This window comes from Paraliobacillus quinghaiensis, assembly GCF_003426025.1.
Taxonomy (GTDB): Bacteria; Bacillota; Bacilli; order Bacillales; family Amphibacillaceae; genus Paraliobacillus_A; species Paraliobacillus_A quinghaiensis.
Genome location: NZ_QJSH01000001.1, coordinates 288,511 through 313,599 on the forward strand (window position 1 = coordinate 288,511; position 25,089 = coordinate 313,599).

Annotated in this window: 20 protein-coding genes; 9 read left to right on the forward strand and 11 right to left on the reverse strand. The window is 33.8% G+C overall.

The window, feature by feature from the left end:
- Window positions 1-76 precede the first annotated feature (76 nt).
- The 8 genes from D2K40_RS01505 (at window position 77) to D2K40_RS01540 (ending at window position 8,895) form a co-directional block, all read left to right on the forward strand.
- Window positions 77-1,048 carry a P1 family peptidase gene (locus D2K40_RS01505; RefSeq protein ID WP_117152250.1) on the forward strand — a complete coding sequence of 324 codons (972 nt, stop codon included), beginning with the start codon at window positions 77-79 and terminating at the stop codon, window positions 1,046-1,048.
- A gap of 93 nt (window positions 1,049-1,141) precedes the next feature.
- A complete protein-coding gene (locus D2K40_RS01510) occupies window positions 1,142-2,068 on the forward strand; it encodes a peptidase U32 family protein (protein ID WP_117152252.1) in 927 nt (308 codons plus the stop codon).
- A gap of 15 nt (window positions 2,069-2,083) precedes the next feature.
- On the forward strand, window positions 2,084-3,316 hold the full coding sequence (locus tag D2K40_RS01515) for a peptidase U32 family protein (protein WP_117152255.1): 1,233 nt from the start codon (window positions 2,084-2,086) through the stop codon (window positions 3,314-3,316).
- Between the two features lie 163 nt (window positions 3,317-3,479).
- Window positions 3,480-4,028, forward strand: a complete 549-nt coding sequence (locus D2K40_RS01520) for a DUF3231 family protein (protein ID WP_117152257.1) — start codon at window positions 3,480-3,482, stop codon at window positions 4,026-4,028.
- Window positions 4,029-4,150: 122 nt separating this feature from the next.
- Window positions 4,151-5,671, forward strand: a complete 1,521-nt coding sequence (locus D2K40_RS01525; RefSeq protein ID WP_117152260.1) for an FAD-dependent oxidoreductase — start codon at window positions 4,151-4,153, stop codon at window positions 5,669-5,671.
- Window positions 5,672-5,779: 108 nt separating this feature from the next.
- The gene (locus tag D2K40_RS01530; protein ID WP_162879099.1) at window positions 5,780-6,538 is read left to right on the forward strand and encodes an alpha/beta fold hydrolase; all 759 of its coding nucleotides are present in this window, start codon (window positions 5,780-5,782) and stop codon (window positions 6,536-6,538) included.
- A gap of 75 nt (window positions 6,539-6,613) precedes the next feature.
- A complete protein-coding gene (locus tag D2K40_RS01535; protein WP_117152264.1) occupies window positions 6,614-7,762 on the forward strand; it encodes an NAD-dependent epimerase/dehydratase family protein in 1,149 nt (382 codons plus the stop codon).
- A 26-nt stretch (window positions 7,763-7,788) separates the two neighbouring features.
- The gene (locus D2K40_RS01540; RefSeq protein ID WP_308422893.1) at window positions 7,789-8,895 is read left to right on the forward strand and encodes a glycosyltransferase family 4 protein; all 1,107 of its coding nucleotides are present in this window, start codon (window positions 7,789-7,791) and stop codon (window positions 8,893-8,895) included.
- A 362-nt stretch (window positions 8,896-9,257) separates the two neighbouring features.
- On the opposite strand, the gene D2K40_RS01545 is transcribed toward D2K40_RS01540, so the two are convergent.
- From D2K40_RS01545 to D2K40_RS01600, 11 genes are all read right to left on the reverse strand, one after another.
- A complete protein-coding gene (locus D2K40_RS01545; protein ID WP_117152269.1) occupies window positions 9,258-9,683 on the reverse strand; it encodes a hypothetical protein in 426 nt (141 codons plus the stop codon).
- Between the two features lie 311 nt (window positions 9,684-9,994).
- Entirely contained in the window at window positions 9,995-10,501 is a 507-nt protein-coding gene (locus D2K40_RS01550; protein WP_229666593.1) for a DUF1259 domain-containing protein, read from the reverse strand.
- Between the two features lie 253 nt (window positions 10,502-10,754).
- Window positions 10,755-11,018, reverse strand: a complete 264-nt coding sequence (locus D2K40_RS01555; protein ID WP_117152271.1) for a hypothetical protein — start codon at window positions 11,016-11,018, stop codon at window positions 10,755-10,757.
- Window positions 11,019-11,740: 722 nt separating this feature from the next.
- The gene (locus tag D2K40_RS01560) at window positions 11,741-12,238 is read right to left on the reverse strand and encodes a hypothetical protein (RefSeq protein ID WP_117152273.1); all 498 of its coding nucleotides are present in this window, start codon (window positions 12,236-12,238) and stop codon (window positions 11,741-11,743) included.
- 279 nt (window positions 12,239-12,517) lie between these two features.
- Window positions 12,518-12,811, reverse strand: coding sequence for a recombinase family protein (locus D2K40_RS01565; RefSeq protein WP_162879100.1), 294 nt, complete (start codon window positions 12,809-12,811; stop codon window positions 12,518-12,520).
- A 250-nt stretch (window positions 12,812-13,061) separates the two neighbouring features.
- Window positions 13,062-13,442, reverse strand: a complete 381-nt coding sequence (locus D2K40_RS01570; RefSeq protein WP_162879101.1) for a sigma factor-like helix-turn-helix DNA-binding protein — start codon at window positions 13,440-13,442, stop codon at window positions 13,062-13,064.
- A gap of 586 nt (window positions 13,443-14,028) precedes the next feature.
- A complete protein-coding gene (locus tag D2K40_RS01580) occupies window positions 14,029-15,780 on the reverse strand; it encodes a glycosyl hydrolase family 18 protein (RefSeq protein ID WP_117152279.1) in 1,752 nt (583 codons plus the stop codon).
- Window positions 15,781-15,955: 175 nt separating this feature from the next.
- A complete protein-coding gene (locus tag D2K40_RS01585) occupies window positions 15,956-16,846 on the reverse strand; it encodes a GNAT family N-acetyltransferase (RefSeq protein ID WP_117152281.1) in 891 nt (296 codons plus the stop codon).
- Window positions 16,847-16,999: 153 nt separating this feature from the next.
- Window positions 17,000-19,462 (reverse strand): EAL domain-containing protein, encoded by a 2,463-nt coding sequence (locus D2K40_RS01590; RefSeq protein ID WP_117152283.1) that lies wholly within the window; start codon window positions 19,460-19,462, stop codon window positions 17,000-17,002.
- A 246-nt stretch (window positions 19,463-19,708) separates the two neighbouring features.
- Complete coding sequence (locus D2K40_RS01595; RefSeq protein WP_117152285.1) at window positions 19,709-21,430, reverse strand: pyruvate oxidase; 1,722 nt, start codon at window positions 21,428-21,430, stop codon at window positions 19,709-19,711.
- A gap of 380 nt (window positions 21,431-21,810) precedes the next feature.
- Entirely contained in the window at window positions 21,811-23,496 is a 1,686-nt protein-coding gene (locus D2K40_RS01600) for a methyl-accepting chemotaxis protein (protein ID WP_117152287.1), read from the reverse strand.
- Between the two features lie 348 nt (window positions 23,497-23,844).
- Here D2K40_RS01600 and D2K40_RS01605 point away from each other — a divergent pair, with 348 nt between their 5' ends.
- Entirely contained in the window at window positions 23,845-25,038 is a 1,194-nt protein-coding gene (locus tag D2K40_RS01605; RefSeq protein WP_117152289.1) for an esterase-like activity of phytase family protein, read from the forward strand.
- Window positions 25,039-25,089: the final 51 nt, after the last annotated feature.

The window sequence follows — 25,089 nt, forward strand, 5'->3', positions numbered from 1 at the left end:
TATCTATTTACCTTATATGATCAAATTAAACATACAATTCAAAAGCTAATTCAAAATTGTTTGGAGGAATTTATCTATGTACACGGAAATTGCAATTGACCATATTACTCCATTTAAAATTGGACATGCTCAAAACGCAGAGGCAGCAACGGGGTGTACTGTAATTCTGTCTGAAAAAGGGGCAGTTACTGGTGTGGACGTGCGTGGTGGTTCACCTGGCACGCGTGAAACCGATCTTTTAAAATCTGAAAACTTAGTAGACCAAGTTCATGCTACATTCTTAAGCGGTGGTAGTGCTTATGGCTTAGATGTTGGCACTGGTGTCATGAACTATTTAGAAGAGCATAATATAGGATTTGATGTTCAAGTAGCTAGAGTACCTATAGTTCCAGGGGCTATTCTTTTTGACTTGGCAATAGGAGATCCATCTATTCGACCAAATGCTCGTATGGGATATCAAGCCTGTCTTAATACAACCAATGCTGTGAAGCAACAAGGTAATATTGGAGCAGGATATGGAGCAACCGTTGGAAAATGTTTAGGTTCTCCAAACAGTATGAAAGCAGGCCTTGGTACATATGCAATCGAGATAGGGAAACTGCAAATTGGTGCGATCATTGCTGTAAATAGTTTTGGTGACATTATAGATCCAACTACAAACCAAGTCATTGCTGGTGTGCGTGATCATGAAGCTGGGACATTTTTATATACAGAGAAACAATTGCTTCAACAGCTAGATATGTCTACTAATCGTTTCTCCGGAAACACTACGATCGGTACAATTATAACAAATGCGAAAGCTACGAAAGCAAATATGAATAAAATTGCTTCTATTGCCCATGATGGAATTGCAAGAACAATGCGCCCTTCCCATACACTTGTCGATGGAGATACACTATTTGCTATGACATCAAATGAAGTAGAAGTAGATATAAATATTGTTGGGATGTTAGCAGCTACTGTAACGGAAAAAGCAATTATTAATGCAATTAAACATGCAAATTCATTATTTGGTATTCCTAGTTATCAAGAATTATATAAAAAATAGACAAAAAAGTATGTTTAATTGTGATGAATATCACTGATTTAAATCTGAAATAATTCATAATAAAGAATAGACTGTTATTTTTGAGGTGAAAAAATGGATAGATCATATCAACCAGAGCTGCAAGCCACAGCGAGAGACATAGATGAAGTGAAAGCATTAGCTAATGCTGGAGCAGATGCGATTATTATAGGTCATCAAAATTATGGCCTTCGTGTAACAGGAGACTTTTCAATTTCTGAGATAGAAGAGGCAACAAACTATCTTCATAGTAAAAATAAAAAGGTATATATTCTAGTTAATGCAATTTTTCATAATGATATTTTGCACGAATTACCAGAGTATTTGAATCAACTAGCAGCAATAAAAGTTGATGGGATAATCTGTGGAGATCCTTCGATTTTTCCAATGATGGATGAGCTAGAGTTAAATATTCCGATCACTTGGAATCCTGAAACACTTGCAACAAATTTTCAAACACTAAAGTACTGGCACAAAAAAGGAATTAAACGCGCGATTCTCTCAAATGAATTGGCATTAGATGCAATTGAAGAAGTGAAAGCAAACGTTCCTTTTCCTATTGAGATACAAGTTCATGGCATGTCCTGTATCTTTCAGTCAAAGCGAAAACTAGTTAAAAATTATTATGCACATACGGACCAACCTTATGATGTTAATAAAACATTTCATATGAAGGAAACAAAAGAAGAGAACACACACTATCCAATTTTTGAAGATGTGAACGGAACAAATATTATGAGTGATCATGATTTATGTATGATTGATCAATTAGCGCCGATTTTAGATGCGAAAATAGATGGATTGCGTATCAATGGCATATTAAAATCGAGAGATTATAATAAATCAATTGTGACAATGTACCGTGATGCAATTGACACGTATATGGATGATTCAGAGACATATCATCTGAAAAAATCAGGTTGGAAACAAGAAATATATAAAATACAACCAGATGATAGAAAGTTAGATACAGGATTTTATTTTAAAGAACAGATATATTAATAAGAGGTGTAAATCATGAGCGATAGTACAACAAAAAAGAAACCTGAATTACTAGCACCTGCTGGGAATCTAGAGAAATTAAAGTTTGCCATCCATTATGGAGCGGATGCTGTTTATATCGGCGGGAAACAATTTGGTTTACGCTCTAAAGCTGGTAATTTTTCATTTGAAGATATGGCTGAGGGAGTTGCCTTTGCTAATCAATATGGGGCGAAAGTATATGTAGCAGCTAATATTATTGCACACAATGATAATTTAGATGGTGCACATGAGTATTTTAAAAAATTATATGAAGTAGGAATTGCGGCTGTAATCGTTGCTGACCCAGCCCTAATTGAGGCATGTCGCGAGGCAGCACCTGATTTAGAAGTGCATATTAGTACCCAGGCTTCAATAGCCAATTGGCGTACAGTAGACTTTTGGAAAAAAGAAGGTATTCCTCGTGTTGTATTAGCACGTGAAGTTTCTTTAGAAGAAATAAAAGAAATGAAAGAAAAAGTCGATATTGAAATAGAAGCATTCATTCATGGTGCAATGTGTATTTCCTATTCTGGCAGATGCGTACTTTCCAATCATATGACTGCACGGGATGCCAACAGGGGAGGATGTGCTCAATCATGCCGCTGGAAATATGATCTGTTTGAAGACGGAACAGAAGGTGCTGTAAGTATTCCTGATAAAACGGATGAGGCTTATACTATGAGTTCTCAGGATTTAAGTATGGTTGAGCATCTACCGGATTTATTAGAAGCAGGTGTCGATAGCTTAAAAATAGAGGGTAGAATGAAGAGTATTCATTATGTAGCAACCGTTGTGAATGTATACCGTAAAATTATTGATACCTATTATGAAGATCCTGAAAATTATCAATTGAATCCAGAATGGGTTGATGAAATTTGGAAAGCTGCACAACGTTCTTTAACAACAGCTTTTTATTACGATGAACCTACTGAAAAAGATCAATTGTTCGGAAAGCCTGACCGTATTCCGAAATATGATTTTTCTGGACTCGTCTTGGAGTATGATGAGGAATCAAACATCGCAACCGTACAACAACGCAATAGTTTTGGTGTTGGTGATGAAGTTGAGTTTTTTGGACCAAATTTCTATCATTTTAAACAAACGATCACGGAGATATGGGACGAAAAAGGGGAACCGATTGACCGAGCAAAGCATGCGATGATGATTACAAAAATAAAAGTAGATCAACCATTGCGCTATTACGACATGATGCGTAAAAGAAAATAATTAAAATTAGAAATATAGCCTTTCACTTTAAAACGTTTATTTGCTTAGTTAGCAGATAAACGTTTTTTATATTTTTTATATGACATGGAAGTTAAAAGGAATTGATGTATAAATGTTCTTTTTTTGTGAATTATATCATTAACATGATGAATGAGGTGATTTTTTGCCACACAAGATAGAGGCATTGTTTGACTACTTAACTACAAGGTTTGATACAGAGCCTAAAACAAACCTTCACATCGGGGAAGCAATGGGATTTTGGTTATACTACACTGCATTAGCAGAAGAAATCCCTGTACTTGAAGCAGCCTTAAACACAACAACTGACAATGTCCTAATTGGACTTTTAAAGGAGGCTAAAAAACTTGGTACCAGCCAAATGAATATTATTGAAGACTTTTTAATTAAAGAAGGCGTTTCTTTATCTGATACATCGCAACATAAACCTAAATCTGATCCTAATAGTATTCCCTTAGGTGTGAAGTCAACCGATTCGGAAATTGTTAATCTTGTTTCAGCTAAAGTGGCAGCAAATATTATACTGTGCTCAAACAACATTGCCCAAAGCATTCGAAGTGATGTTGGTTTAATATGGATCAGATTTCATTCAGAAAAAGCAATTTTCGGAATGGATGTAAAAACTAAAATGAGAGAGCATGGTTGGATTAAAGTCCCACCATATTATTATCCTCCAGGTTCACCAAACAATTAGATACTTTTCAGTGCATTGGCAGAGCTCTTTTACTTTTTTTTAGTAACAAGAGCTTTTTTTACATGTTTACAATTCTATTGTGAATAATAACTAAAACATAAGAAATTGGAGGTTTAATACCCATGAATAAATCTTATCAAGTTCCATCTAACACTGCATCTTATTGGAAGAATACATCCCCATTACCAGCCTTTCCGCAACTAACACAAGACATCAATGTGGACATTGCGATTGTAGGTGCTGGAATTACTGGTATTACTACAGCCTATCTTTTAAGAAAACAAGGCTTAAAAGTAGCATTAATTGAAGCTGACACTATTTTAAGTGGGACAACGGAATATACCACGGCAAAAATAACTGCACAACATGGTTTAATATATGATGAATTAATCCAACACTTTGGGGAAGATAAAGCAAAATTGTACTACGAGGCAGCAATGGATGCGAAACAACTAATCACAGACACTATCGTAAAACACAATATTGCATGCGAATTTTCAAATGAAGATGCTTATATTTATACGAATTCAGATAAAGAAATGGACAAAATGAGAAATGAATATAAGGCATACCAAAAATTATCTATAGAAGGGGAGCTTGTTGATCAAATACCTTTAAATATCCCAGTTAAAAAAGCATTAGTAATGAAAAACCAAGCACAATTTCATCCTTTACTTTATTTAAAACATTTAGTTGAAACTATGGTAGAGGATGGGGTAGAAATATATGAACATACAACTGCAACAGATATAACATACAATGCTAAGCCAATGGTTCAAACAAAAGGTAAGCAAAATATCACGTGTGAAAAGGTTGTTATTGCTTCGCACTATCCATTTAAAGACGGTAGTGGCTTCTATTTTTCCAGAATGTACCCAGAACGATCTTATTTAATAGCTGTTACAACAAATAAAAAATTCCCAGGTGGCATGTACATTAATGCTGAACAACCAACAAGAACGATTCGAGCAACAATGGATAAAGGGGAAGAGGTGTGGTTAATTGGTGGAGAGAGACATAAGACAGGTCATGAAAAAGAAACAGTTGATCACCACATTGAACTTGAGAAATTTGCTAATAATACGTTTGGAATAAAAGAGTATAAATACAGGTGGTCTGCTCAAGATTTAACCACATTAGATAATATGCCGTACATCGGACCTTTAACAAAGCACGAACCTAATACTTTAGTAGCAACTGGATATCGTAAATGGGGTATGACAAGTGGTACTGTAGCTGCAATGATTATCTCTGACACTATTATGAATAAAGGAAATCGATTTGCATCATTGTTTGGACCATCGCGATTTGACTTTGATCCTGATGTAAAGAATTTCATTAAAAATAATATACATGTTGCAAAACACATGGTTAAAGGTAAATTAGATATTCCTTCAGATAAAATTGATGAATTAGAAAAAGACGATGCTGTTATTGTTAGAGAGAATGGAAAAAGAATTGGAGTTTATCAAGATGAACAAGGGAATATTAACCGACTAGATACTACATGTCCACATATGAAATGCGAAGTTAATTGGAATAAAAATGAGAAAACATGGGATTGCCCTTGTCATGGGTCTCGTTTTTCTAAAGACGGAAAAGTGGTAGAAGGTCCAGCAAAACAAGCTCTAAAAGGAGTATAAATTAAAGTAAATAGTTGAGCAACAAGCCCTATAGTGCGTATTAATCTGTGTCGAGCTCATGCAAATCAAGACCTAAAGGGCGGATTAAAAAAAGGGGGGCTTAATAAAGTGGAATCTGTAGTGTATGATGATACAATTGTCTATTACAATAGTGTGGGAAGTGGTTTACCAATTCTATTTATCCATCCTCCTGGATTAGGAAGACGAGTATTTGATAACCAAAAAAAACTTTCAAAAAATTATCATTTACTCATACCAGATTTCAGTGGTCATGGAAATTCAATATCACCATTAAGTGATGATATTGTAAAACAATACGTTATTGAAATTAAACAAATATTAGACAAAGAACATATCGACCAGGTTGTTATTTGTGCCTATTCAGCAGGAGGCACAATTGCACAAACTTTTGTACACTTATTTCCTGAGAAAGTTAGAGGATTAGTTATTGCTGGCGCATATCCCAAAGTAAATTCTATAGGTTTAGATTTTATGTATAAGTTTGGGTTTTATATGTTAAATAATAGTCCCAAAAAATTAGCTGAAATTTTAGCGTTTAGCAATTCACGAAATAAGGTATATAAAGATATACTCTTTCATCATACAATGAAATCAACAGTAGCACATTGGTATGCGTTTTATGAAGATACATATCACTACGATGTCATTCACTGGACTGATCAGATTGAATGTCCATGTCTACTTGCGTATGGACAACGTGCGTACTGGGTGCATAAACATAAAAAGTATTACCAAGATAATCCTAATGTTAAGGTTGCGTTTGTTAAGAATGCATTTCATCAATTACCAACAAAGAATTGGGAAGCGTTTAATCATCTTATCAATCAATTTATGCGGTCATTGTAAAGAATATTGCTTTTGGTTTCATTTGAAATGATAGTAATGAGTAGTTTAGTTAATGATTATATTAGGAGGGTAACTATGAGAATAGTAGTAGCAGGAGGAGACGGATTTTGTGGTTGGCCGACCGCATTATACTTATCTAAACAAGGGCATGAAGTTTCTATATTAGATAACTTAGTTCGTCGAAAAATTGATGACGAATTACATTCAAATTCAGTGACACCAATTGCACCTCTAGAAGAGCGTGTTGCAAAATGGAAAGAGCTAACTGGTAAAGACATACAAGTATTTGTTGGGGATCTTAACCATTATGATTTCCTAACCCAAGTGTTTGAACAAACACAACCAGAAGCTTTTGTACATTTTGGTGAACAACGATCTGCACCATACTCTATGATCGATCGTGAACATGCAGTTTATACGCAAACAAATAATGTTATGGGTAACTTAAATGTTCTATACGCGATAAAAGAATTTGCACCTGATTGCCATCTAATCAAATTGGGCACAATGGGGGAATACGGAACACCAAATATAGACATAGAAGAAGGTTATTTGGAAATAAAACATAACGGACGTAAAGATGTAATGCCTTATCCGAAACAACCAGGTTCTTTTTACCATTTGTCAAAAGTACATGATAGTCATAATATTACATTTGCATGTAAGGTATGGGGCATACGAGCAACAGATTTAAATCAAGGGGTAGTATATGGTTTACATACAGATGAAACTGCACTTGATCCTATACTAAATAATAGACTTGATTATGACGGTGTCTATGGAACAGCATTAAATCGTTTTCTTATACAAGCAGCTGTTGGGCACGATTTAACCGTTTATGGTTCGGGGAGTCAAACAAGAGCTTTTCTTAATATAAAAGATACAGTTCGATGTATTGAGATAGCTGTTAACAACCCAGCGGATAAAGGAGAATTTAGGGTTTACAATCAATTTACAGAATACTTTTCAGTACAAGAATTAGCTGAAAAAGTGAAGCAAGTAGCAACGCAATTAAATGTAGAAACACATATTGCGCATTTAGAAAACCCTAGAGTCGAGGCCGAAGACCATTATTACCATGCTGTTAATACAAAACTACGCTCTTTAGGGCTGGAACCAAATTTATTAACAGATGAAGTGTTAACTGAAATATTTGAAACGATATTGCAATATAAGCATAGAGTGATAGAGGAAAATGTCTTGCCGACCATTTCTTGGAAGTAATAAAGGGGTATGTTTTTTTGAAAATAGTGATCATTACAGAAACATTTTTACCATCAATTGACGGTGTTGTCACACGTCTTACTGCAGCAATTAAACATTTACGCAAAATGAATCACGAGGTGGTAGTTATTGCGCCTGATTTAGGTGTATATGAGTATGAAGGCGCAACTGTAGAAGGTGTTAAAGCTACCATCATGCCATTTTATCGTTACCGGCCATTTGCATTACCGCAAAAAGAAGTTAAAGCTTTATTACTAAAACACGATCCTGATCTGGTTCATGTCGTTAATCCAGCCTTGGTAGGGGCAACAGGTGTGTATTACGCAAAAAAACTCGGATATCCGTTAATTGCTTCTTATCACACACATATACCTAAATACCTCGATTACTACTGGATTTATAAACCAATGAAACCTGTTTTTTGGGCATATGCACGTAAATTACACAATATGGCAGCAATCAATTTATGCACATCTAAAGCAATACAGGAAGAACTTATTGCGAAAAATTTTCATAATGTACATTTATGGAAACGAGGGGTGGATATTAATAAATTCCATCCGAGTCATGCAAATAAATCTATGCGGAAACGACTATCAAATAACCAAGTTAATAAGAAATTATTGGTTTTTGTTGGAAGGTTAGCTGTTGAAAAGGAAATCCATAAATTAAAACCTTTGTTAGAAGCTCGTGATGATGTTTGTCTTGCAATTGTCGGTGATGGTCCAGCTAGAGAGATGTTGGATAATACTTTTGAAGGAACAAATACCGTGTTTACTGGATTTATGCAAGGACAGGAACTTGCAGAAGCATTTGCATCAGCAGACGCACTAATTTTTCCATCTGTAACAGAAACTTTAGGATTAGTAATACTAGAAGCTATGGCTGCGGGATTACCAGTAATTGCAGCCAAAAGCGGTCCAACCATGGAACAAATTACAGATAAAAAAACAGGATTATTGTTTGAAAATGGTAACACACAAAGTTTAATTCATGCAATTGAACAATTAGAAGATCAAGAGTTGCAAAGTCGATTACGAGAAAATGTACGTCAAGAAGCTGAAAAATTTAGTTGGTCAGAACCATCGCAACAATTACTAAAATTTTATGATGAATTATTAGAATCAAGTTAAACTGAAAAAATAGTACAATAGACAAATAATTGTTTTAAAATAAATCTCGTCTCACTATCAAGAGTATTCTTGGATTTTGAGATAAGATTTATTTTTAACTTATAACTTCCGATAATATATATTATGTAAACTAGATAAAAAATAATAAAACAATAACTCCAGGTCCTTGGATCCGATAATAATTCTTATCGTCGCCTTTCCCGGACAGCGTTTTTATAAGTCTTCCTCCCGGTCACATAATCGTTTCGGTCGCCCCCTATAACCAATGGGTTGGGTGAGTAATGACTATTCATTGTTTTTAGAAAATATTACTACATCCATTGTGCATTGAACGAATCCCTTTTTTAAATAAAAGTATGTCACTAATCAAAAACATAAAGTGTTGCCATATCATCTATAGTTTCATCTTCTATGTACTGATCAAATAACTCAGGAGAATAATTTATAATTTTAAGACCTACTGCTTCTAGAATATGTTCTGTTATGTCATCCTTTGCGTTTGTTTTACGTCCTACATCTCCTTGAACGTTTAGCTTTCTATTTATTGTTCCAGTAAATAAATCAGATATTTGTATGAACCTATCCATTTTGAAGTCTAATGATATGAATGAAATGAATTTAACCCTTAATCGATCCTCATATTGCACTTTGAAATTATCCAATAGAGACTGTTGTATTTGCTTTATCCTTAATGCGCTTTCACCTTCTTCATGGTCCTTAATGTAAGAAACTTGTTTAGGTAAGCTAAATCTGTTTGTTCTTTGTTCATGTTCTACTCCAAGTCTCACAAGCTGGTAAAATAATTCTTTAATAATTTCGTCAATTGATTTATTAACCCTTAGTTTTCACCTCACCACAGAAAGTTTATTTTTTATCAATTGTTTTATAATTTAATTCATCATGAAGTGTAACCCATGCTGATTCATTCGCAAAATATTTACTCCAGCTAGCAATTCATGTATTAAACTTATATTAGGTTATCACTCGCTATTTCCTACCTTTTCTTATTCGTCTATAAAAAGAATTGCTAAAAAATAGCGAGTTTGTTTTTGTTTACAAGTTCGTAGATAGTGACGACGATTAAAAATTATAATCGCGGTTACAAAACATTAAAAGCTTTCGCAGTTTTTTTAGCAAACTCTAGCGGAGCTTCAACTGACTCCCAATGGATATACATTAGCCTTGGATCTTCAAATAGCCAGTGATTATGAAGAGCTGTAACTATCAGTCCTTGTTGCCGAAGTTTACTAATAAAGTCCTGTGTCTCCTCTTGTAAGATTACAGTTTCTCCAAGATTCAATGCTTCTCCTTTATTGTCTAAATCTTCAAATGAAAATAATGCCGCAATAGCTAATGGAGAGTTTGTTGAACGATCTAAAATGAAAGCTTTTAATTCATTTCTGATACGGGTTGCAACACAAACTCCATTTACAATTTGTTGACTATCAGCACCTAAAATTCCAGCAAATTCTTCACAAAGTTCCATAAAGTCTAAATCATCTTTACTTTCATGCTTTCGATCGTGATCATGCTTGTTTTTTAATTTGTTGTAATTATTTTTTTCTAGCAATTTACGAACTTCCTTACTATTAACTTTTCTCATCATGTCGAAATCTCACTCCTTTTACAGTGTTAAGAATACGATACGATATGATAAATAAGTAGAAACGATTGTGTTAATGCCATCCACCCTTTTGAAATAGTGAATTGTATCATTTTTTCTTTTTACCATGGTTCATTATTTAAATTAACATATACAATTCTGTATAATGAATTACCAGTACCTTTGAACTGTGTAGCAAAAAAACAGACCACTTAAGGTCTGTTCAAGGCTGAAAGTAATCCTTGTAGCTAAGCAATTATAAAAATAGTTTGGGTTTTGGATGGTCCATCATAGAACTTCCTATATCTTCGAAAGAATCATAAACATGTGATTTACACGAGTCATCAAAATCATAAGGAATTACCTGTTCATATGGTGGTGGAACTAAATTAGCATCCTCAAAGTGACGGAATGGTATATCTATTCTGTTTCCTTCTATATCTCTTTGTTTTCTTAGTTCATTAACTACGATTCTACCAACTGAACCAGTTTTTTGGAGTAGATTAAAAAACGAACTCAATCCGCGATCCGTTCATTTTTTATTTAAAGGATTGTTGACAAAAGCCGGCTTACCTGCACACCGGTTTTCACTGCATCACTTGGGGGATACGTTTGCAACGTTATTGTTGCAACAAAACGATAAAGTGGATTTACGTACCCTATAAGAGTTATTAGGGCTCGAGTCTTGCAACTACTTCTGTATATACACATATCGACTTAGAGCAAAAGAAAAAAGCGATTGAATCCTTTTTACAAGATCCAGAGTAAATCCAAAAAGCAGCTCTCTTTTTTAAGAGAAGCTGCTTTTTTGGGGTTACACCAAAGCATTTTCAATGATTTTTAACGCTTTTAGGATGAGACTCTAACAATTGTAGTAAAACATCTTCTTGTAATACCATGTTCTCCTCCACTTCCCTGTTGTCTTCTTTTGTTTTTTCCACTGTTTCCCTGGCAGGTAGGCATAAACTATCTTCTAGTTTCTGCTCATTTAAGGTCAGTTCTTTGCGTAAAATGAACAGTATCCTTGTACTGCACAGCAAGCTGGGGGTAGAAGGAATGTCGTATAGAGTGCAACTTGAAATTGCTTATCTAGCTCCATATTTTTGAATAAATAGGTGCTTAATAGATACGCAGTTACGAGTAAGGGTGATAAATGTGTTGTCCATTCAACAAGACCTATCTCATTAAAGAGAAGCGCCCAACTGTGGTAGATACATTAATCAACAACATTGTTTTTGATTCTTACAGAAAACCACATTGAAGGTCTTCTTCTTTAATTGAATCGCTGATGAGTTGATAAATCTCCAATAATCCCTCATGTTCTGATTCAAAGCCAATCCTATTTACATGATCTTCAATGGCTTCAATCATTTTGTACCCTATTTTTCCTGACAGACGAGGTTCTTCTTTACTGTTACTTTTCAGATCATCAGCTAAATATGTGATGATCTTAAGGTGAGAGTCTCCTGTGGGGTTGATGTAAAACAAGAAGTAGGGCAATTTTTTAACTAGTTCCGTGAAATACAACTTCATTTTCGTCATATTCTGGTTTGAATCTGGTTCATCTTCCTCAAAAATATGTAATTCAATAGATGCGAACCATTTATTCGAGCTTTGATTCGCCTCCATTTGATTTATGGAATCTACAATTAGGTTAATGTTAGTAGAATGTATATCCTCTTTGGTTAGGTCAATGCTTAAGCTAATCTTCTTTTTTAAGGTGTTTTGTCTTTCAACCATGAGATGCTCCTTTAATAACCATAATAAGGAGTAGTATTCTCTTATTATGGTATAATTATTCATGGAAAAATAGTTAGCCTATCATCAAATACAAGTTTTTATCCTCTAGTTAATCAACACTGTCCTTTTATATATATTCGGCTTCAATAATTACATTAGTTTTTTTATAAGCACTTTGAATTGCTGTTATGTTTTTTATTTAATGCTGGATTGTTCTAGTCTCGTTTAACTATATCTTAACTATATCGCTGTACTTAAACATAACTTAAAAGAATACACCTAATATATATTATACAAACTAGGAGAGAACGTAAATAGAACAATAACTCCAGGTCCCTGGTTCTCATAATATTCATTAATAATGGCCTTTGTGATTATCACATCAATAGCACCTTCGCTGGCTAGTTCTAGCATTCTTTTAAATTCAGGTCTGTTGTCTGTGGTTCCACTAATTCCTCTATCTGCAAATGCAGATGCAAATTCATACTCCGGGTTCGCCCCAATAATTCTTTCATAATAACTAATTTTGTTTTCTAAAGATTCATCTTGTTTCTCATGGTCAGTTGAAACCATGGCATACGCACATACTCTTTTCTTTTTATTTCTTTCACAACAGTCGGTTCTATGATTATAACTCTCAAATAGAGGCCTTCCTCACTATCAATTTGGTACTACTATATATCACTCTAAAGCATCTAAATAGCAAGACAATGAGTAGATAAAAAGCAATAATTTCAGGTGTAAAAAAGAGCCGATGTGAAGATTCACATCAACTCTTGTAATTACGCTTTAGACTTCATCAGGTTGAGATACAATAATTGAACTAAAGCATAAAGTATTCTCTTGATTTCCCATACAAGAATTTTCGAATTTCACTTGTTATTTGTCTTTCTGCATTGTTTCGGATTTTTGAAGTACGAGAACTAGAAATGCCAAAATAAGCACCTATTTCCTTTAATGATGGAATTTTACCTTTCAATCCATATTGGAAGTCTAGTATTGTTTTTTCTCTTTCTTTCAGGCAGTCTCTATAATTATGATAGACATAGATAAACCGTTTGTATTCTTCTGAATCTCGTTCCTTAATTAGCGAGTAGTAAGGCTTTAATTTACCTATTTTAGGCTTAAAAGAGGGACCATAGATGGAACCAATCATATCTAAATAAAATAGTACGTCTTCTTTTGTAATTTCTTTTTCTTCCATATAACTATCTCCTATGCTCGACATGAACTCTTAAAAACACATTAAAATTTTAGCATAGATTTTTAATGTTGGTTCAATCAAATGTTACGATAATTGATGTTTTTAATCTAATTGGGTAAATTTATTTTTTTTAATTATGATAAGATTTAAATAATCGTTATGAGATCCGGAACTTTTAAATATACATCATTGGGGCAGCATGACAAAGAAGACTATTTTGAGCTCTGGAATTAGCAAAGTGGAAAAGTAACTGTGAAAAAGAAAGCGCTTTTATTAATATCTAGTGTATTATTTCTTGGTTTGTTTGTAACTGTTCTAAATTTTATTGTGAATAATGATAGCAATAACAGTAAACATATGTCCTTTAACCAAAAAAATCGATTGATACCTTTTGGCAAGATCAGGATTAAATCTAAAAAGCAGCTCTCTGTTTTAAGAGAAGCTGCTTTTTAGATTTGCCTGAACCCATTTTCACTGATTTTTAAAGCAAGTTTAGGATGAGACTATAACAATTGAAATAAAACACCTTCTGTAACAGCATGTTCCCCTCTACTGCCCTTGTGGTTTTCACCTCACCACTGTAGTTTTACTTTTTTTCAACCGTTTTATAATTTAATTCATCCTGAAGTGCAACCCATGCTGATTCATTCGCAAAATACTTACTCCAACTAGCAATTCCAGCCAAGTTATATTTGTGAACAAGTTCAGCTCTTTGCTTTAGTGAATGTTCATTTTCTAACCACATTTTATATACGATTGATTCTTCAGGATCCTTATACTCAACATAATACTGTTTTGTCTTTGGATCAAGTTGAGGTTCTAGACCTTTATCATTTATCCACGTCTTCGCCTCATCCATTGATAATGCTTTTGCACTGACTTCGGTTGATCCGTCTTCCAGTTGTACTTCTTTCCAAAGTCTTGTGTAAAACGGGACACCGAGTAAAACTTTGTCATGAGGAACTTCTTCTAGGTAGCGTTGTAGATTCTTCTCTACCCATGGCAAACTAGCGACACTTCCAGCAACTGGCGATGAAGCCCAATGCTCATCGTAGGCCATGACCATCATATAATCAACTGTCTCCGCTAATGCTTTTCGATCATAAAATTTTGACCATGTTGGGCTACTCGAGATGAACGTTGTGTCTAAGGAAACAACAAGTCCAGCCTCATGCGCTAAAGGTGTTAACTCTCTTACAAATTGGGTTAGCAGCTCACCATCTTCCTCATAAACATTCTCAAAATCTAGGTTAATACCATCTAAATTATAGATTTCAGAATAATAAAGTAGCTGTCTTATCATCGTTTGCCTTTTTTCATAGGTGCTCAATGCTTCTTTGGTTAAATCCTTATCAAAATCATTTGAGAAAAGGCCCCAAACGACATATCCTTTTTCATGAGCATCCTTTACATATTCCTTCGAACCATAATTTCGTAGCTGACCATTTTCTTCATTAAGGTGAAACCATGTTGGTGAGAGTACTTGAACTCCTTTAAGTTCTGGTACCGTTTTAGGTGTGGCTTCCGCTTGGTAGATCGCATCCCATGTGACATGTATCGGCCATGATAGATTACTAGGGTAAAATGAATTATCATCTGGCTTCGTTTTTGTGGTGATTGTATTTATACCACTTAGCTTGATCGCGTTCTTTTCTATATAACCACTAATGCCATTAGCTGCTCGTATTTTATACCACGTTCCATTGTCTTCTTCAATCGTTACTTTGTCTCCTGAAGTTAATTCCTTCACGTATGGAGCGGTCAATGTAGGTTCCGTTCTCATCCGTAGTTGATCTACATTATCATCTTCTTCAATAACTACACCTGTTTGATAGTTTTGATTATGTTTATAAATAAAAGTAGCGTTTGTTTCACTATCAAACTTAAACTCTATTGGATAAACATCTGTAAGCCATGATGTTGAAACAAATAGATCGCCATTCGTTTGTTTGATCGCGGGAAACGAAAGTTGAAATTCCTCGTTATTCATATAATAGTTAAGATGGTCTGTTGGCATCTGATAGACCTCTTGTGAACTTGTAACAATAACGGATGATGTTTTCTCATCATAGGTAATATATTGATCTATGTTTTCTTTTAAAAATGAAAAAGAAAGATACGTTTCGCCGTCGATTTGTTGAATCTGATCATACAAAACAGTGTTGTCAAAAATAAGAGGCGATTCCCCTCCTTCAAAATATTCTACTTTGTTATCTGAAGGAAATGGATAGATAAGCCAAAAGGTTATAGAAGAACCAATAAATAGTAATGATAGTAATGCAACGATATAAGGAGCTTTTTTTCGGTTAGGTTGTGTGTGCGTTTCAATCCTCGACATTTTTCTCACCTCATGATCTATAATATAAGAATTATGTCGTTGTGGAAACACTTTTGGTTAAATTGGTAAAAAGCAACTGAAGCGTACCACTACATTTTTAACTTAAAAAATCTAAGTTTTACATGCTATATTAAAAAAGCATGTCAAATTACCTTCCTTCATTGCCAATAATCCACTATTTTTTCATCCATACCGTAGATGTAGCATATGGACTCATGCCTATACTATAATAAAATTGTTGGTTTGACCCTACTAATACAGTCTTTCCACCTAGTTGACCAACTCGCTTTATACCCTCCAAAACAACCGCTTTTCCTAACCCCATTTTTCTGTAATCTGGATCTGTTGCAACAGGTTCAATTACTCCAAAACCTGCTCTTTGGTCATACCACATTCCACAATAGGATACAAAATTTCCATTTGGAGCAACAACAGCAAGTTTCAGATTAAGATCTACATTAGGGCGTTGCATTTCGTTATGTACTTTTATTTCATCTTGTGTTGAAAAAACCAACTCACCCTCCCCATCTAATTCATGATTGAATCCTTTCCAAAGTACACGTCTATATTGATATGGATCATACGTTTCTTTCATGGAAGTGATTCTAAATCCTTGAGGTAACTGATATGTTGCTGCAGTTTTATCCAAATAAAAAATAGCATCATCTTCTTTGCTAGTTGTTGGAACATAACCTAGATTTGCTGCTATATCTTGAAACTCATGATCTGTGTCTAATACCACGATACCAAAATTGTTATCACTGGACAGATTCTCTTTAGCGTATAACAGCATATCCTTCTTAAGGGATGAGTAATTTGGGTGGGTGAGACAATAAGCATTTCCTAATCTTACATCAAAGGTAGCAATGCCTACAATTTCATTAGCATCTTCCCATATACCAATTTTCCCAATACCCTCTTCTTCTAACGCAGCATGGGTCGACATCCAATCCCATCTCGCATAAGAATACTGTGAGCACCCTAGCCCCACAAGAAATGCCCTCACCTTATGATAGTCTTCTGTGATGCCTGCTTCATTTGTATAATTCCTAAATTGGATGCACATAATTACATCTCCCTAAAATTTTTTCATTGTATTCATATTGTATAAAGATTTAGGTAGAAGTATAACTTCCTGTAGTGATAATCTATTCGGAATAAATTCATATTTGTTGATAAAAACGACGATCAAATTATTGATCGCCATGTTCACACATTTTTAAATTAAAAAGGATTTGAAATAATTTCTTTTTAACATCTTTTCGTATTCCAATGACGATTTTGGTTTACTAAATAAATATCCTTGACCTAAATCACAACCATTACCGATTAAATATTGCAGCTGCTCTTTTGTTTCTATACCCTCAGCAACAACTGACAAATTTAAATTTTTGCCTATAGATAAAATTGTATCAACTATCTTTTTTGAAACTTCTAAATCATCAATAAAAGATTTATCAGATTTCAGTTGATCTATTCTTAACTCATTTAATTTAGATAAAGAGGAATAGCCTGTTCCAAAATCATCAACTGAAAAATGAACCCCAAATTCAGTGAGTTTATTATAGTTTTCTTGTATTTTAATAGAATCGGAAATGGATGACTCTTCTGTTATCTCTAAGTATAAATATTCAGGACTTAATTGTACTTCATTTAACGTTTTAATCACCGTATGTGAGAATAGCTTATTTTCTAATTGCTTCACAGAAATATTCACAGATATACTAAGGTCACCAAATCCATCTTCTTGCCATTTTTTTGTTTGTATACAAGCTTCTTTCAATACCCACTTTCCAATCGCATCAATATCGCCAGTCCTTTCAGCAATTGGAATAAATTGTACAGGGGCTAAAAAACCTAAGTTTGGCTGATTCCACCGTATTAATGCTTCTGAACCAACTATACTCAAAGATTTCAAGTCAATAATTGGCTGATAATGAAGGATAAATTCATCACTTTCAATCGCTCTATTTAAAAAATTTCTGATCATAAATTCTCGATGAATAGAATCTTTCAAAATATCTGTGTAGAATTCAAAATGACTTCCACTCGTCTCTTTGGCTTTATACATGGCGATGTCAGCGCTCATAAGCATAGATTCTGTATCAATACCGTCCTTTGGAAACCTTGCTATTCCAAAGCTACTTTGTATATATAATTCATGCTCATTAATATAAAAGGGACTTTTTAATTCATCAATAAAATCATTCAACTTTGTTGTAGCGTACTTAGTCAACTGGCCATTCATAATAATGACAAATTCATCTCCACCAATTCTTCCAACCAAAGATTGATCAAATGTTTTTAATAATTTACTTGAGAACGCTCTTAAAACTAGATCACCAACTGAATGACCTAAACTATCATTAATATTTTTAAATTGATCGATATCACAATAAATTACAACCAAATCATCTTGCTCTTTGGCTGCATTTTGCAATTCGCAATCTAAGGTTTTTGTAATATAGAAACGATTATAAAGTCCTGTTAAATTGTCATTATAAATTAAGTTATCAATCCGCTCTTCCCATTCTTTTTTCTCTGAAATATCACTCAGGATCCCGACATAGTTTGCTATTTCATTTTGAGTGTCATTGATTGAAAAGATTTTCAACCATTCAGGATAAAGTTTACCCTGTTTATTTTTGTTCCATATTTCACCTGACCAAACTCCTTGGGTGGTTATTTGCTCCCACATATGCTGGTAAAAATCTTTATCATGTAAACCAGATTGAAGCAGACTAGGGGTCTTACCAAGAACCTCTTCTTTTTTGTAGCCTGTGATCTCAGAAAAAGCTTCATTCACCCACTCGATTTCCTTACTCGGGTTCGTAATCATAACTCCTTCTGAATTATTTTTTAAAACATTTGCTAAGAGCTGGTTTTGTTTTTTTACTTTATACTGTTTTGTTTGATCTAAGTAAAGTACATAGGTTGAAATATGTTGATCTTTGTTAAAAATGGGAAAGGAAATAAGTTCAACTTGAATAGGAGTCCCATCTTTTCTTCTCCGCTCCGTTTCTACTTTTATCAAACCGGTTTCTTCAATTTTATTGATATTCCCTTGCAACGTATTATTTGATTTAAAGGAATCAGGATAGATTACATCATGTGGTGTTAATCCAATAACTTCCTCAGCTTTATACTGAAATAAGCGTTTAAAATTTTCATTAATATTAACAATACGGTAGTCCATATCTAAGATTGCAATAGAGTATGGAGACTGTTCAAAAAGAGTGTCAAAAAAGGACCGCTCTATATTAGTTTGTGTTATATCGGTAATGATAGAATATATAAATTCTTTTCCCATGATTGTCACTTTAATGCTATCTACTTGCACATCCTTTATATCCCCATTATTAGTAATATGTTTAAAATAGAAAGCACCCTCATTAGTTTCTACTACTGAATTCATTTTCTGATTAATTTCATCTTTAGTTAATTGATTTATATCATAAATTGTTTTTGATAATAAAATTTCCTTAGTATATCCATAAAATTTAATTGCTGATAGATTAGCATCATCGATACTGCCACCTTCTGGATCTACAACTAAGATTGGCAACTCATTGCGATCAAATAATACTTTATAAAAATCGTTAACTGAGCTAGAAACGTTACTTCTTTTACTTTTATAGAATGTAAGAGTTCTCAAATTATCTAAAAATTTAATCGTTTTCATGCCTGATTCACCTCTTTTAATTCTGATTTAAGTTAAAAGCAAGTAATATTTCTGCATCATTTTTATACTAAATAAGAATTCGCTCTATCACATCTGAAGATTAAGCTATTCAGATGCATCCACTAAATTCTACAATACCTGATACTATATGCAACCAATCTGACAAAATACTTCATTTTTTTCTATTTCAATTGTTCACAATTACTCCATAATTTAATGGCTATCAGAAATTTTCTTAAGACATTACTACAGCAAGCGATTAATTGTCTTTTTAATATCTGGAAATTCTACACTCCCATTATTAAAAAATTCTTTTAGTAAGTATTTTGAATAGCTAACTGCTTGTTCAAATTTAATCTTACCAGGTAGTGGGGCAATGTCCTCTGTGACTATATCAATAATAGTAGGCTTATTTGTTTGAAATGCTTCTTTCATCACACCATTTAATTCAGAAAAGTCTTCAATTCTAAATCCTTCACCACCACATGCTTTTGCGAATGCAGCAAAGTTTATTTCACCTAGATCTGTTACATAATTTTGTTTTCCTTCTGTCTGCTGTTCATATTTAATCATTCCGATTTTACTGTTATTCAAGATGACTATTTTAATAGGCATCTCGTATTTAACTGCTGTTACAAAGTCATGCATAACCATTGAGAAACCACCATCACCTGTAATGGCAACAACCTGTTTATCCGGATAGGCTATATTAGCTGCAATTGCCCCAGGTAAACCTGATCCCATCGTGGCTAAACCACCTGACATCACAAACTTTTGATTTGTAAACGATAAAAAACGCGTTGTCCATACTGTTACATTACCAACATCACAAGAGATGATTGCATCGTCCTCCACCACTTTTTCAACTGCATTCATTACTTGAGGTCCATAGAGAGGGTCAGTTTCGTCCTCTTTTTGCTCTTTCATGTGATTATTCCACTTCTTCATTTTTTCTTGATATTTTCTTAAGAAGCTATCTGAAGTTGATTCATTTAATGTAGAGGTTAAGATTGAGATGATTTCCTTCGCATCTCCTAACAGACCTTCTGTAATTGGGTAGATTTTACCCAAATGATTTTCTTTAATATCTATTTGTATCGCTTTTGTATTCTCAGGCAGATAATCTGAATAAGGGAAACTTGTACCAATTAAGATTAGTAAATCCGCTTCCATCATTGCTTCGTAGGCCGGTTTTGTGCCTATTTGACCATGTTGACCAAGATTTAATTCGTGATTATCTGGTATTGTTCCTTTTCCTAATAAACTAAGTACTATTGGTGCTTTAATTTTTTTAGCAAACTCAATTAATTCATCTCGTGCGTGAAATGCTCCCTTACCAGCCAAAATAATTGGCTTTTCTGCTTTTTGAATTAATTCTTTACTATTTTCCAGTGTTTCTTGTTTAGGTATAACGGATGATTGGAAAAACGGTCCGCTAATCTTTTTAAGATTAATGTTTTGCTTAGCTGCAAATAAATCATCAGGAGCAATTAAGACCGAAACCCCTTTATGTATATAGGCCTCGCGAATTGCTGCATTTAACATATCAGGTAGCTGTTTGGCAGTTTCTACACGACGATTAAAAACAGAAACGCCTTCAAATAAAGTCTCTAGGTTAATTTCTTGATGGGCATCTGTTCCGACTTCTGTACTTGGTACTTGGCCTACAATAGCAAGTACAGGTGCAAAATCCTTTTTTGCATCATAAAGTCCGTTTATTAAATGAGCAGCACCTGGTCCACCAATCGACATGCAAACTCCTAATTTACCAGTGAGTTTTGCATAAGCAGATGCAGCAAGCGCACCCGCTTCCTCATGACGAACTTGAATAAAGTCAATGTCTTCCTCTCTTCTTCTTAAATCATCTACAAATTGGTTAATCGAGTTACCAGGCATTCCATAAATATGTCCTACACCACAATCAATTAATTGGTCAATCATTATTTCTCCATTTCTTTTTTCTAGCAATCTACCCCTCCTCTTAAAATTATTTACAAGCTGTAAAGGCGTTATCTATATAGATACATTCCTTAATTTTAGTATTTATAAACAATTATTCTGAAAATTATAAAAACTAATTTAATTTTTGTGCTGGCTCTTAGATATAAATTAAATTAGTACATATCACATTTTTAACTTATAATCCCATTTTTTATCTCAAAACTCCATAAATATACAAAAAAAAGCAGAATCTCACCTTTTATCAAGGATGATTCTGCTTTTTTTCCTGACTCATTTATTCACTTCTAAGAATGAAGTTTAGACACTAAGCGTGTTTTGTAATAATACTAATTGTGTATTAAACGCTTCTATACTATTTATACAAACAAATTGATTAATTCTTGTTATTATACCCTAAATTGTTTCACTACTTCTTTAAGCACTTGAGATGCATCTGCTAAAGAGTCTGACAAAGCATTTAATTCTTCCATAGTTGCAAGTTGTTCCTCAGAGGAAGCTGCTACATTTGAGATATCACTTGTAGTAGCTTGAGCAATAACAGCAATTTCTTCAATTGACGCTGCCACTTGCATAGAGCTTGACGACAGTTGCTCAGATGTATTAGAAATTTCTTGTATCCGGCTATTTAAAGATTTATTTAAATCTAAAATATCATTAAACTTCTCACCTGACTGACTTACAAAATTAATACCCTTTGTTACTTCTTTATTAACCAAATCCATTGATTCTACTGAACTTGTTGAATAATGTTGAATTTCACTGATTAAATTAGTTACTTCGCTTGTTGATGTAGTTGTTTGCTCAGCTAGTTTTCTAACTTCTTCAGCAACAACTGCAAACCCTTTTCCATGTTCTCCAGCTCTTGCCGCTTCAATTGCTGCATTTAAGGCAAGCAAATTTGTCTGCTCTGCAATGTCACTTATTAGAGACAAGATTTTAGTAATCTCTTTAGAATGGGCTTCAAGACTACTAATTGTAGTAATAGAATGTTGTACAGAATCATCTACTTTACTCATTTGTTCAACAGTTTGATTTATTAGTGTATAGCCTTGCTCTGCTTGTTTTAATGTTTGATTAGAAGATTCAGATACAGTTGATGATGCATCAGCTATCTTTTTAATGTTGTTAGCATTTTCATCGGTTAATTTTGAAGACTCTTCTGTACTATTTTTTTGACTTTCTACACCTTCTGTAACTTTTTGAATCGATGTTGTTACTTGCTCAGCAGAAACAGCAGTCTGATCTGCACTCTCTGAAATTTCTTTTGCAGAAGTTGAAAGATTGTCTACTGTTTGATTTATATTAATTATCATGCCTTTTAAAGATCCTACCATATTATTTATTGCTTCACCAAGCTGTCCAATTTCATCTTTTGACTTAATATTAATTGGGTCAACTATTAAATTCCCTGCTGCAATCTCTTTTGCTACATCTTTAGTACGTTGCAATGGCTTTATAGCTCTAGTAGCAACTATCCAAATTAGAGAAATACCTATTATTAATTCAATAACAATAAACATAATTAAACTAAATGTTAACTCTTTTGCTATCATTTCATATGGCGTATTTGGCACACCTACATACCAAATACCTATTATGTTCTCTTCGCTGTCCATTATTGGTTCATATGCTGTTTGGTTGATTGTACCAACTACATTAGCTTCTCCAATATATGTATTACCGTTTTCTAAAACCTCTTTGACTATTTCCTCACTAACTGTAGTATTCACTGCTCTTGTACCATCATCTTCTAAAACATTTGTTGAGACTCTTGTGTCCCCTTTAAATATTGTAACGGTATCGCCTGTTAGTTCACCAATCTGATCAACAATTGCAAAATTTTCTTCCATTTTTTCATTTCCTTTAAAAAGTACTCCATCTCTAATGGACCAATCACCAGGAAACCTTTCATCTATTAAAGCACGACCTAGTTCTAAGTCTGATTCTAATTTTTCTTGCGCTGCTTCAATTGTTTTTGATTCAACTTGCCATACAGAATAAACTCCTATCGCAGAAGTCCCTAATAAAAAAGAAATTGTTACAAATAATATAAGTTTCATTCGTATCCCCATAATACTTCTCCCTCTCGACTCTAAAAGCTTTTGTTATTTAACTAAACACTAGTTATAAGTAAGATTGTTAATAGATTATATATTTAATCATGTTACATTTGTGTAATAATGCACTTTCCTGATATTACATCAACTTCCAACATCTTTCAACAGTATTCAACAATTATTTTGTCTGTTACATAAAAATTTTTGATCGAGTGAAATTACTAACAAGACACAAATAATAAATTAGGTAGTGCTACAAAATATATAACTGATCGCAATTTTAAAATAGAATAGCAAAAAATGAGTAAACTAAAAATTCCGTTTACACGAAATTACCTTCATAATTAAGGAGGAAACAACAAAATGAAATTAAGACTTTTTAAGTTTGGTATGATTGCTGTTGTATTATTACTTTCTCGATTTATATCTAAAAAAGGTAAGGTTGTAAAAAAGCAGTCTAATCACGAAAACCTTATTAATAAAATCACTGAAAGTCACACTGTTAGTCAATTAGCTTTCATCGGTGAAAAACGCATTCCGAATGATACTACATTGGGTGAAATTGCTGTTGGTGGCTTTTCAGGGATAGATTACAATCCGCAAACAGAAAAATGGATATTAATTAGTGATGATTCTTCAGGGCGGGCAACTGCATGCTTTTATACAGCTGAACTAGAATATGATAGCCATAATTTTTATGAAGTTACCTTTAAAGATGTCACCCATTTAAAGCAAACTGATGGTACTACATATCCAAGTAGTACACAACATGATAAGAAACAAACCGGGATCGTTCCCGATTTTGAATCAATACGTTTTGACCCTAATACAAATACAATTTGGTATACCAGTGAAGGAGACCGAAAAATTGGTCTTATGTCTTTTATTCGCCATGCAAAACTAAATGGACAATACCTATCTGATTTAAAGCTGCCAGATCAATTTAAAATCGGTTCTAAACCTAATGTAGGATTTCGTCACAACCTTGCATTTGAGGGTAGTACCTTTACACCGAATGGCGATTTCTACTATACAACAACAGAAGCTCCGATCTACCAAGACGGTGATGTGTCTTCCACTACTCATGGAAGTTATATAAGGATAATAAAATATGACCGTCAAGGAGAGATACTTGCTGAATATGCTTATCCTGTTTCGGAAATTCCAGCTAAACCAGATAAAGATAAAGCTGCAGGGAATGGCGTTTCAGAGATACTTGCAATTAATAATCATGAACTATTAATACTTGAACGCGCAGGTGTTCAAATGAAAGATGACAGTTACTTTAACTACGTATCCATATACAAAGGTGACACAAGCAGCGCTTCAAATATCAGCCAACTTAATTCGCTAAAATCCGGGAGTTTCACACCTATATGCAAAAAGCTTGTACTCGACCTTAACACCCTTGATCTACCAACAATAGATAATATTGAAGGTATGTCTTGGGGACCAAAACTAAAAAATGGTCATGAAAGTCTCGTACTCGTTTCTGATAATAATTTCAATTCATCAGAAGTAACACAGTTCCTGGCATTTGAGGTTATTCCTAAATAGTTAAATTACTAACTGATACTAGGTTAGGTGATCAGTAGCCTAGCATCAGTT

Excerpts from the sequence above, each read along its gene's own strand:
- D2K40_RS01510 (WP_117152252.1), top strand. The coding sequence starts at position 1,142 with ATGGATAGATCATATCAACCAGAGCTGCAAGCCACAGCGAGAGACATA.
- D2K40_RS01505 (WP_117152250.1), top strand. The coding sequence starts at position 77 with ATGTACACGGAAATTGCAATTGACCATATTACTCCATTTAAAATTGGA.
- D2K40_RS01570 (WP_162879101.1), bottom strand. The coding sequence starts at position 13,442 with ATGGAAGAAAAAGAAATTACAAAAGAAGACGTACTATTTTATTTAGAT.
- D2K40_RS01600 (WP_117152287.1), bottom strand. The coding sequence starts at position 23,496 with ATGGGGATACGAATGAAACTTATATTATTTGTAACAATTTCTTTTTTA.
- D2K40_RS01605 (WP_117152289.1), top strand. The coding sequence starts at position 23,845 with ATGAAATTAAGACTTTTTAAGTTTGGTATGATTGCTGTTGTATTATTA.
- D2K40_RS01580 (WP_117152279.1), bottom strand. The coding sequence starts at position 15,780 with ATGTCGAGGATTGAAACGCACACACAACCTAACCGAAAAAAAGCTCCT.
- D2K40_RS01565 (WP_162879100.1), bottom strand. The coding sequence starts at position 12,811 with ATGGTTTCAACTGACCATGAGAAACAAGATGAATCTTTAGAAAACAAA.
- D2K40_RS01590 (WP_117152283.1), bottom strand. The coding sequence starts at position 19,462 with ATGAAAACGATTAAATTTTTAGATAATTTGAGAACTCTTACATTCTAT.
- D2K40_RS01535 (WP_117152264.1), top strand. The coding sequence starts at position 6,614 with ATGAGAATAGTAGTAGCAGGAGGAGACGGATTTTGTGGTTGGCCGACC.
- D2K40_RS01585 (WP_117152281.1), bottom strand. The coding sequence starts at position 16,846 with ATGTGCATCCAATTTAGGAATTATACAAATGAAGCAGGCATCACAGAA.
- D2K40_RS01515 (WP_117152255.1), top strand. The coding sequence starts at position 2,084 with ATGAGCGATAGTACAACAAAAAAGAAACCTGAATTACTAGCACCTGCT.
- D2K40_RS01525 (WP_117152260.1), top strand. The coding sequence starts at position 4,151 with ATGAATAAATCTTATCAAGTTCCATCTAACACTGCATCTTATTGGAAG.
- D2K40_RS01550 (WP_229666593.1), bottom strand. The coding sequence starts at position 10,501 with ATGATGAGAAAAGTTAATAGTAAGGAAGTTCGTAAATTGCTAGAAAAA.
- D2K40_RS01560 (WP_117152273.1), bottom strand. The coding sequence starts at position 12,238 with ATGGTTGAAAGACAAAACACCTTAAAAAAGAAGATTAGCTTAAGCATT.